The following is a 10,965-nucleotide window of genomic DNA, read 5'->3' as shown; positions in this document are numbered from 1 at the left end:
CCTGATTGCTAATTTACTCAACCATCTTCCTATTCAACTTCTTCGCTGGAGTTCTTTTCCTTCTACTCCTGTTAACGATTTCTACCGTTTTAACTCCTCCTAATTGTAAAAAACCTACACCTGTCAGTACACCCCTACACCCTTACACCCATGAGTAATAGAATAGTTAACAAATGTTGCCTAATAGCCTACTCATGACTCCTTCATCTGAAGCTGACACCATTATCAATCCTGATATCGATCTAGAAGGACAAGGCAACTCGGAGACCAATCCTCTTGATGAGTTGCCGGGTGAAGTCGAAATGTCTCTTTTCGACCATCTAGAAGAGTTAAGACAGCGAATATTCTATGCACTAATAGCTGTAGTCATTTTTGTGATTGGCTGTTTTGTTGCTGTTAAGCCAATTGTGCAATTACTAGAAGCACCAGCCGCCGGAGTGAAATTTCTCCAGCTTGCACCAGGGGAATATTTCTTTGTCTCCCTGAAAGTTGCTGGTTACAGTGGTGTAGTTCTTTCTAGCCCGTTTATTCTTTATCAAATTATCCAATTTGTCTTGCCAGGGTTGACCCGCCGCGAACGTCGCCTAGTGGGGCCAATAGTTTTGGGGTCAAGCGTGTTATTTGTTGCTGGGTTAGTATTTGCCTATTTTGCGCTGATTCCCGCCGCTTTAAGATTTTTTATTAGCTATGGTGCGGATGTAGTAGAACAACTCTGGTCAATTGATAAGTATTTTGAATTTGTATTGCTGTTGTTATTTAGCACTGGTTTAGCATTTCAAATTCCCATTATTCAATTGTTGCTAGGCAATTTAGGCATTGTTTCTTCTGAGCGGATGCTGGCTGGCTGGCGATATGTCATTATGGCAGCTGTAATTTTAGGTGCAGTGCTGACACCTTCCACTGACCCTTTAACCCAAGCTTTGTTAGCAGGCGCTGTTTTAGGGCTTTATATGGGGGGAATTGGTTTAGTGAAACTCACAGGGAAGTAATACAAAGAATTTATAGAAATTTGTGTATGAAAAGTTACCAAAGTTTTATAATTTACCCAAGTGGGTAAACTTTGGTAATTTAGGCATCAAAGAATCTAGCGCCCAAATTACTCAACTTTACCAACCAAAAGATTTAGTGTTAATTGTTTAATTTTAGCTGTTACACTATCCACTCAGAAGCGCGTTCCCCCAAATCGAGGGGGATGCTGACAGCTTTACCCAGCCGGGGGCGATCGCGTGTTTGGGCGATAAAATTTTTCACCTGTGCTGTACCATCTAAAGCATTAAGATAATTAGCGATGGTATCAAGATGTTCTTGGTACTCTGCCTCAGTTAAGGGAAAAGAAGCTTGCTCAAGATATTTCCACATCACTTGCAGAAATATCTTGCCTTGGGTACGACGGAACTGGACATCGTAAGAATATCCCCATTTATCCAGTAACAGTTGGTGTAATTCCTTTCCTGTCATAGCTTCTCTCAATTAGATTTTACATTTAGTTATGATGTTAAGTTCCGTAACTCAAGTATGATAAGGATATAAAGAAATGTAATGCTAACAGAAAAGATGCTAAAAGGATCTTGCAATAAAGAAGTTTAGCATTGTTAGTTAGCATTTCGACCCAGACAGGAGCTGCTCAAGTATTAGTACTCTTGTCAAAATGCTTAAACAAAATATACAAAGAGCGAGCGCGTAGGATATGGCTCAATTTTCGGAATCAATGGACGTTCCCGATATGGGTCGTCGTCAATTCATGAATTTGCTCACCTTTGGGACTGTCACTGGAGTAGCTCTGGGTGCATTGTATCCCGTTGTTAACTACTTTATTCCTCCGGCTGCTGGTGGTGCTGGCGGTGGTACAACAGCAAAAGACAGCCTGGGCAACGATGTGAGCGTTAGTCAATTTCTAGACAGCCATAACGTAGGCGATCGCACCCTCGTTCAAGGATTGAAGGGCGACCCCACCTACATTGTGGTCGAAAGCAAAGAAGCCATCACCGATTACGGCATTAACGCTGTTTGCACCCACTTGGGTTGTGTTGTTCCTTGGAACGCTGCGGAAAACAAATTTAAATGCCCTTGCCACGGTTCTCAATACGACGCAACTGGTAAAGTAGTTCGAGGCCCTGCACCCCGTTCTTTGGCTTTAAGCCACGCCAAAGCCGAAAACGACAAGATTGTTCTCACACCCTGGACTGAAACCGACTTCCGCACCGGCGAAGAACCTTGGTGGGCTTAATTTATCAGTAAACAGTGAACAGTGAACATGCTTGATAACTGATAACTGATAACTGATAACTGTGACTATTGACTACTTCATCCAAGAATCGTTGTCCTTATAGAGATGAGAAATGCCTTTACAACAGCGAGTTTGACTCGCAGTGCTAGAGCAATTACCAAAACATTGCTCATAGCGATCGCTACAGTAACATTCTTCTTTACTAGCGATATTGCTTTGCCTCAAAGTGCTGCTGCTTATCCCTTCTGGGCGCAGCAAACCTATCCTGAAACTCCCCGCGAGCCAACAGGTAGAATCGTTTGCGCTAACTGTCACCTAGCAGCCAAGCCCACAGAAGTCGAAGTGCCTCAATCAGTGCTGCCCGACACAGTATTTAAAGCTGTGGTGAAAATTCCCTACGATACCAGCGTGCAGCAAGTTGGTGCAGATGGTTCTAAAGTTGGCTTAAACGTTGGTGCAGTTTTGATGCTCCCCGAAGGCTTCAAACTTGCTCCTGAAGACCGCATTCCTGAAGAACTGAAAGAAGAAGTTGGTGATACCTACTTCCAAACCTACAAAGAAGGTTCCGACAACGTAGTTATTGTTGGCCCCTTACCCGGCGAACAATATCAGGAAATTGTCTTCCCTGTTCTGTCTCCTAATCCTGCAACTGACAAAAATATCCACTTTGGTAAATACTCAGTTCACGTAGGTGGTAATAGAGGACGCGGACAAGTTTATCCTACTGGTGAAAAGAGCAACAACACTGTTTACAACGCTTCTGCTACTGGTACCATCAACAAGATTGCCAAAGAAGATGATGGTGAAGGTAACGTGAAATATTTGGTGAACATCACAACCGAAGCTGGTGATGTGGTCACTGATACAATTCCTCTCGGCCCAGAACTGATTGTTTCTGAAGGACAAACAGTAAAATCTGGTGACGCTTTGACTAATAACCCCAACGTTGGTGGTTTTGGTCAAAAAGATACAGAAATTGTGTTACAAGACTCTAGCAGAGTTGGTTGGCTAATTGCTTTTATCTGCCTGGTAATGTTAGCTCAAGTAATGCTAGTTCTCAAGAAGAAACAGGTTGAAAAAGTTCAAGCTGCTGAAATGAATTTCTAAGATTCTCTGATAAATCCTTTTTTAAAAAAGACAGGTGTATCGCCTGTCTTTTTTAGTTTTTTATGTCATCTTTTACCTAACAGAAAAAGCTTCGCTAAATCGGCGAGTTACGGGTTCGATAATGAAAGTTAAAATTGATTTCTTGCGCGTGACAATTTCTCCTGTAGCTACCATACCTGGTGTAAATACTACTTCTTTACTCCGTACGTTTAGGGAATGTTTATTCATTTGAATTCTGGTGGGGAAAACCAAGCCCAAATCTTTATCAACTACAGCATTGGGGCTAACTTGTACTACTGTGCCATCAATAGTGCCGAATTCTTGGAATGGAAAAGTAGCCATTTTAACTTTTGCCTTCATCCCTGGACGAATAAAGCCAATATCGCGGTTGAGGACTTTCACCTCTAGTTCTAATTCTTCGCCATCTGGCAAGATAGACAGTAATTCTTCTCCTGATTGTACAGGGCCTTTGGTAGCCTTAATTCTGTAGATTGTCCCCGCTACAGGCGCTTTAATGGTTTCTCCGTCTTCTTGCTTTTTCGCTTGGGCTAATTGACCAGAGACAGTGGTTAATTCTTCTTTACGTTTGTTCATTTGAGTCAAAATTTCACTTTGACGCTCAGATGTAACACGTTGTGCTTGATTACGCGCCCCTTGAAAAGCTTCTTCCGCTTGACGGACTTCTTGGACTTGGGCTGCGATGTCTTTTTCGAGAGATACAACTCGATCTTGTGCTTCTGCGACTCTATTACTCGCGTTAGTTACTTCATCTTCTGATCTGGTGACATCTGTAGTAGCACGATTTAATCTTTCTTGTGCTTCTAAGTAATCAACCCTAGGGACAGCACCAGGAGTAATTAAAGTGCGGAGTTTGGTTTCTCGATTTTTGGCAATTGTTAATGCTTCTTTGACTGTTGCGCGGATATTTTGAGCATTAGCTAAGTTAGCTTTGGAGTTAACTAATGCAGTTTTGGCAGTTTCTAAATTTTCTCGCAATCTTGTCAAGCGGACTTTTGCTTGGTCGAGGAGGGCGCGTTGGCGGTTGGCTTCGGCTTCGGCGCTGGCTTGACGTGCTTGATAATCGCGTAAGCGTGCTGTCAACAGTTCATCTTGCAATTTCTCACCAGTACTTTGACCGCCGATGCGTTCTACATCCAAACGCTCTAAGTCATCTTTAATCAACTTGCTAGATTCTGTCAGGCGGTTCACGTCTGTTTTTTGGAAATCGGGGTCGCGTTGAATTAATACTTGATTTCTGGTCACGCGATCGCCTTCTTTCACCTTCACCGCTAAAATCATCCCATTCCCCAGGGATGTCAAAGGTCTGACTTGGGTTGAAGCAATTAATTCCCCTTGGGCGATCGCTACTTCATCAATTTCCGAGAAATGCGCCCAGGCGATAGTCCCGAATAAAGCTACACTAATGGTTCCAGCTAACAATCTAGTATAAAGCGGTGGCAACTCTTGAACTGCCTTACCTAATTCATAAGACAGCTGATCCTCTGGCTTGGCGAATCGCTGTTTTGTTTGACGTGCTTGAGCCGCATTAGCAAATAGGGGAGAAGTCATAAATTTTTAAATTTAATAAAAGGGGCTAGGGGCTAGTACAACAAGGCAAAAGTAAAAAGGTGAGCCATTGCGGTGGACGGGTTTCCCGGCATAAAGGAGACAGTGCCGTGGGCGGGTCTCCCGACTTGAGGCAACTGTCGTCAAATGGTGAACCCGAAGGGCAAAAGGAAAAAGAAGTAATAACGATACCACAAGTCTTTTAGCAATTTCTTATTGTCTGTTTATTTACGCCGTATTGTACTAGGGACTAGAGGCTAGGGGCTTGGAGTTAGGGGCTTAGGGAGGAACTAGGGATCGCATTAAACTAAGCTCTAACCTGTAACCTGTAACCTCTAAATTCAAACTGCTAAATAGCGTCGTAAAAAATTTTCCAAAGTTTCCAATTGAAAATTGAAAATCCTCTCTAAGTTTGCTATTTCATCTTTTTTACAGAAAAATTCATTAGATAGCAATGTCTGATAAGTTCCCAAAGCTGTTTGCGTTTGGGAATTGAATAAACCAATAATATTTCTTACCCCATCCACTAAAAAGACTGGCGGGTTGATGACTATCGGTTCTCTGTTAAAAATATGACCAAAAATTTGCGGAATATCTTCCCGTTGCAAAATTTCTGGCCCCCCGACTGGCAATATTTGATTACACGCCTCTGTAAGTTTGACAGAATCGACTATCATTTTTGCTAAATCGTCTGTACTCACAACTGAGCTACGGTTTTTGCGATCGCCAATCAATAAATACAACCCTGTTTCTCGAAATTGTTCTGCCAGTGGCAGCAAATTTGATGCTAGTCCAGATGGACGTAAAATTGTGTAATTTAAGCCACTATCTACCAAATATTGTTCGACTGCGCGTTTGGCTTTAAATACAAGTGCATCTTCATAGCCACGATCGACTCCCAACACAGACACAAACACAAAATGCTGAACTTGATTAGCTTTTGCTTGGTCAATCAGTTCTATATTGGCGCGATAGTCCAGTGAGAGCGCGTCACCATCAGAACCGTGAGTGCTGATAATATATTTGACACCTTGAGTCGCTTTTTCTATATCTCTGGCTTGGCGCAAGTCACCAATGAAGATTTCTGCACCCCGATGTTCTAACTCACTATAACGTGAAGTCAAGCGCACAAACGCCCTGACTGATTGTTCCTGTTGGCGTAGCAGTCGCACAACACGACGACCAATTCCCCCCGTTGCTCCTGTTACTAAAAACATATAAATACCTAAAATTAATATACTTAGAGTCTACTGATGGATTCTTGAACATCAAGTATGAGCATATTTGTATATTAACTAGGACTTACGCCACGAGGTGATAATTTATCGATTTAGCGATCGCTCATTTATTCAGTAACCAAGTGATTTATTCATGTATTATTTGTTACTTAAATTTCCTGAACATCTGTTGTTAAAATAATCATATAAATTACCAAGAGGATAATGCCAGCCAAAGATGTTTACCATGATGCAATTAAAAATGCTTTAGTTAAAGACGGTTGGATCATTTTTGCTGATCCTTATAAAATTAAATATAAAGATACTGAATTATTTGCTGATTTAGCAATAGAAAGACCTATTGCGAATGAACACAATGGACGCAAAATTATTGTCGAAATTAAAAGCTTTTTAAGCGCCTCACCAATGCGAGACTTTGAGCTTGCTTGAGGAGAATATATTTTATATCGAAATTTAATTAATCTGACTGAACCGGAATATCAAGTTTATTTAGCCATTAAAGATAGTATTTACGAAAATTTTTTCAACGGGATTAGAAATTTGGCTCTAATTTGCCGATCCGGTCAAATAATCTATCATCTTCAACTAGTTACATCTTTGGCTACTTCAGTAAAAATAAAGTAGCCAAAGATAGTTATTAACTATCTATTCCCTGGTAACTGTTGGGGAACTGAGAGAGGCTTGAAAGGCTTGAATGTGTTGATATCAACACAGTTAGTATTATCTAGCTTAACTCTAAGTTCGGTACTGAAAGTCACTAGCTGTTCAACAAGAGCCTGACGGTCAGTTAAACAACCTTTAATAGCCATTAGTTCTCCCAAAGTCCATTCGTAGAGATGTCTGTCTGCATTGTTAATAATCACAGTCAGTTCGTTTCTGATTCTCAAGATTTGGTTGAGAAGCTCATCCACTTTAACGTTGATGATATTAGCAATTTGGATATTGAAGGAATCTCTATCGCCAATGATGCTAATTAATTCATCAACATACTGTCTCACCAGAGTGATGAATGTTTGATTCCACTCGTTGCGGATATTCTCAATCTTGAGGTCAACATCTCTGTAGACGTTACTGATCTTGTTGTTAATCTCTGTGCTGTTGACAACCAAGTTCAGAATTCTATTGTTAATTTCATTGCTATTGATCACAACGCTCTCAATATTCTGGTGAATTTGAGTATTATTGCTCAAGATATTCTGAATCTTCTGGGTTATTTGCTCGTTGTCAAAGATTTGATTAATAACAACATTATTGTTAGTTACATTGTGCTGTAGTCGCTGATCAACGTACTGGTTCAAGATGTCATTATTATTGACAATATTCTGAGTAATTAACTTGACATAATTTTTGACCTTTTGTTCATAGGTATTGTCAATTTGCTGGCTGACGTACTGGCTAATCTCAGTATTGTTATTCACAATATTCTGAGTAATTAATTTGATAAATGCCTCTCTACCACCTATAACGTTGATTAATTCATCAATTTGCTCTGTTACCAGAGTGATGAATGATTGATTCCACTCGTTGCGGATGTTCTCAATCTTGTTGTTAATTTCAGCACTATTCGTAACAAGGTTGACAATCGTGTTATTAACTTCAGTGTTGTGATGTACACTTTGCTCCAGACGTTGGTCAACGTAATGATTGAATACATCATTATCATTGATAATATTCTGGGTAATCAGTTGGATATGATTCTGAATCTTCTGCTCGAAAGAGTTGTCAATTTGTTGACTGACGTACTGATTTAGCTCAGTGCTGTTAGCTATATTCTGCGTTATGAGGCTCAGGTTGTTGTGTATCCTTTGCTCGAAGGTATTATCAATGTGCTGGTCAACGTGCTGGTCAATGTAATGGTTGAGTTCTTGCTTATTGACGAGATTGTTGATAATCAGTTCAATGTTGTTGTGTACCTTCTGCTCAAAACTATTATCGATTTGCTGGCTGACATACTGATTAAGTTCAGTATCGTTATTCACGATGTTTTGACTAATTAAGTCAATGTTATTGCGTATGTTTTCTTCAAAATTATTGCTGATCTGCTGGCTGAGGTACTGATTAAGTTCGGCGTTGTTATTGACAATGTTCTGTGTGATGAGGCTCAGGTTTTTGTGTATATGCTGCTCGAAGGTATTGTCAATTTGCTGATTAACGTGACTGTCAATGTACTGGTTGAGTTCTTGCTTATTGACAATGTTGTTAATGATTAATTCAACGTTGTTGCGTATCTTCTGTTCAAAGGAATTGTCAACTTGCTGATTAACTTGTCGGTGAATATACTGGTTGAGTTCTTGTTTATTGACAATGTTGCTAATGATTAACTCAACGTTGTTGCGTATATGTTGCTCAAAGGAATTGCCAACTTGTTGATTAACTTGTCGGTCAATATACTGGTTGAGTTCTTGCTTATTGACAAGGTTGTTGATAATCAAACCAACGTTACTGCGGACTCTTTGTTCAAAGGTTTGGTCAATATACTGATTGATGTATTGGTTGATTCTCCTCGATACTTCGACGTTAATCCTATCTTCCAAAATCCTTTCTAAATAGCCAGACCAACCTTGTAGATGCTGGTTTAAACTAAACTCTATCTGTTGTAAATAAGCATCCATCGAAAACCTGACTTTTGCTACTTCTACAGATAGGTTTTTGAAGTGCTTCTCATAGTTTTTTAGCAGCCACTGTTCAAGTTGATCCCAGTACTTAGCTTCTAAAGTGACATCGGTTTCATCTATTACCTTGATAGATGTATTAATCTGCTGTAGCTGCTCTTCCCATTTCTTCTTGAATTCCTCTTCATTAAAACGGAAGGTGAACTCTACTGTACTATTAGCACCAGCACCAACTAATTCACGAGTTCCAGAACCACCTCCAGAGCTACCACCAGAGCCACCACCAGAGCCACCATTACCTCCAGTTGTTGTAGTTGTAACAGTTGTTTTTGATGATGATTGTTGACTGACTTGAATATTTTCTTGCTTTTTATATCCCTCAGTTATTTCTTCTACGCTTAGGGATTCGATCGCTAGAATAATCTGTCCTTCGTTATCTTCTTTATAGGTGTCAAAAAATAAACCTGTGAGTGTAGTTTTTTCTTTAACTTCTAAAACTACTTCATCTTTAAGACCATTTAATGAAACCCAGGTTTCGTCAGATTCGATGCCAGTCAGTTTTGTAACAAATTTTCCACCTTTGACCAACAATAAAGCCCAAGGTTCGATATTAAATTTTTTGTTATCTGACCAATAGCTGGCAGTGCCTTCTCGAATTTTTAGACGATAATTACCTGGGTTCAAATCAACAAAGTTAGAACCAGATTGTTTGAGGCTAGATAGGTAACTATTGTCAAGAACATAACAGTTACGCTTGCTATCTACCGTTAAGTTGGCTGGATTAAAGAACTGCTTGTTACTAGTAATTAAAAGGTCAAGAGAACCACTATTATCTTCATTATTAAAATCAAAAAATAAAGCGTGGAGAACTGCTCTTTCTTTAATTTCCAGCTTTAAGATATCATTGTAACCATTTAAAGTTGTCCAGGTTGCGCCTACTTCAAAACCTGTTGTTTTGTTAATAAATGTACTGCCGTTATCTCCATATATCCACAGTAAAATAAAAGGTTCTCCTGATGTTTTAGCTTTGCTGTGGCTATAGTGACCCCCAGTAATTCTGATATCAAAAGTACCTTTTTCAAAGACAAAAGATGTTGCAACGTTTTGTTGCAGATGATTCATTTGGTTAGCGTCGATAACATAACAATTAGTTTTGGTATCAATGGTTAAAGTATTCATATTTACCTCCTTGACAGTTTGAATTTCTTGAGTAACTTTAGTTTTTTCAGATTTTTCCTCAGTCTTTTCAGATTCCTCTTGTGGTTTCACTTCTGAAGTATTTTTAGTTACGACTGCTGTAGCTGGTTCATAAATACTCATTCCAGCCCAACGACCGATAGGGTCGGTTATGGTAACTAAAGTGCCTTTAGCAGTTTTGGTATCAATGCAGATTAACTGACCATCTTTACCTAAGTTAAAAAAGTTGCCAGTTACGCCATAGAGTACATCACCAACAAATTCCAAACTGGCTACATCAGGAAAGCCAATGTCACCAATTATTTGCACTTCACCTGTCTTGAGGTCACAACTGGCTAATAGTTTCTTTTTGTCGTAACCAATTAAGGTAATATAGCCTCGTCCATTACTATCAAAAGCAACTTCACCACAGTTGTGGTCTTTACTTGCTACTGTGATGGCTGGTGTACCTTTACCTGTTTCGAGATTAATAGAAATTAATTGTTTGGCTGTTGTGGCGTAGAGAATTTTGCGCTGACGATTGTATGCTAAACCTGCACAAGCAAAGCCAATATCACCAACTGCGATCGCATCGCCTGAATTGATGTCGATTTTAACTAGTTTTGTCTTGTCGCCTTCACGGTCAAGCCCATATAGTTGCGAACCTACAAAAGCAATGTCAGAAACCTCTGTCACGATCTCACCAATCAAGTTCGCTTTACCTGTAGTTAAATCCAGACTGTAAAGCTTGCTGAGTTCATTAGATACGCAGTCTTGAATATAAACTGCTCCTGGTGTGAGCTTAATATTTGGTGTGCGATTACTGGATTTCTTATTCATGCCTAATTCCTTTTTTTTCTGACGTATGAAACTAAATATGTTCATATTTACAAAAATCTATGGATTCTCATGGCCACGAATGAAAATGCAAAGCTTTATGTAGCAATTGGTTCTGAGATTTTGCAAACATTAATTTATCCCTTGGACAATTGATTTCATTAAACTTACTGCCGATAAAACAAAAAACAAGTAATTTATT

8 protein-coding genes and 1 pseudogene are annotated in these 10,965 nt (G+C 39.6%); 5 read left to right on the top strand and 4 right to left on the bottom strand.

Annotated features, from left to right (window positions below; all coding sequences use genetic code 11):
• The first annotated feature begins 194 nt into the window (after window positions 1-194).
• Window positions 195-989: a twin-arginine translocase subunit TatC gene (tatC, locus tag H6G74_RS25750; RefSeq protein WP_190970351.1), complete on the top strand. Its 795-nt coding sequence runs from the start codon at window positions 195-197 to the stop codon at window positions 987-989.
• A 22-nt stretch (window positions 990-1,011) separates the two neighbouring features.
• Window positions 1,012-1,140 carry a hypothetical protein gene (locus H6G74_RS31650; RefSeq protein ID WP_277927184.1) on the top strand — a complete coding sequence of 43 codons (129 nt, stop codon included), beginning with the start codon at window positions 1,012-1,014 and terminating at the stop codon, window positions 1,138-1,140.
• Window positions 1,141-1,149: 9 nt separating this feature from the next.
• On the opposite strand, the gene H6G74_RS25745 is transcribed toward H6G74_RS31650, so the two are convergent.
• Complete coding sequence (locus tag H6G74_RS25745) at window positions 1,150-1,458, bottom strand: DUF3067 family protein (protein ID WP_062290766.1); 309 nt, start codon at window positions 1,456-1,458, stop codon at window positions 1,150-1,152.
• A gap of 229 nt (window positions 1,459-1,687) precedes the next feature.
• Here H6G74_RS25745 and petC point away from each other — a divergent pair, with 229 nt between their 5' ends.
• Window positions 1,688-2,227: a cytochrome b6-f complex iron-sulfur subunit gene (gene petC / locus H6G74_RS25740; RefSeq protein ID WP_015111832.1), complete on the top strand. Its 540-nt coding sequence runs from the start codon at window positions 1,688-1,690 to the stop codon at window positions 2,225-2,227.
• Window positions 2,228-2,332: 105 nt separating this feature from the next.
• Window positions 2,333-3,334, top strand: coding sequence for a cytochrome f (petA, locus tag H6G74_RS25735; protein ID WP_190970350.1), 1,002 nt, complete (start codon window positions 2,333-2,335; stop codon window positions 3,332-3,334).
• A gap of 72 nt (window positions 3,335-3,406) precedes the next feature.
• Here petA and H6G74_RS25730 read toward each other — a convergent pair whose 3' ends face one another.
• Complete coding sequence (locus H6G74_RS25730) at window positions 3,407-4,903, bottom strand: HlyD family efflux transporter periplasmic adaptor subunit (RefSeq protein ID WP_190970349.1); 1,497 nt, start codon at window positions 4,901-4,903, stop codon at window positions 3,407-3,409.
• Between the two features lie 338 nt (window positions 4,904-5,241).
• Window positions 5,242-6,117 carry an SDR family oxidoreductase gene (locus H6G74_RS25725; RefSeq protein ID WP_190970348.1) on the bottom strand — a complete coding sequence of 292 codons (876 nt, stop codon included), beginning with the start codon at window positions 6,115-6,117 and terminating at the stop codon, window positions 5,242-5,244.
• A gap of 225 nt (window positions 6,118-6,342) precedes the next feature.
• On the opposite strand from H6G74_RS25725, the pseudogene H6G74_RS25720 reads away from it, so the two are divergent.
• Window positions 6,343-6,762 (top strand): annotated as a pseudogene (locus tag H6G74_RS25720) (XisH family protein).
• Between the two features lie 17 nt (window positions 6,763-6,779).
• Here H6G74_RS25720 and H6G74_RS25715 read toward each other — a convergent pair.
• Window positions 6,780-10,766: a hypothetical protein gene (locus H6G74_RS25715; protein WP_190970347.1), complete on the bottom strand. Its 3,987-nt coding sequence runs from the start codon at window positions 10,764-10,766 to the stop codon at window positions 6,780-6,782.
• Window positions 10,767-10,965 lie beyond the last annotated feature (199 nt).

Origin of the sequence: Nostoc spongiaeforme FACHB-130 (genome assembly GCF_014698475.1) — a bacterium.
In the GTDB taxonomy this organism is placed as follows: Bacteria; Cyanobacteriota; Cyanobacteriia; order Cyanobacteriales; family Nostocaceae; genus Nostoc_B; species Nostoc_B spongiaeforme.
This window is presented reverse-complemented; position numbering and strand designations above follow the sequence as displayed.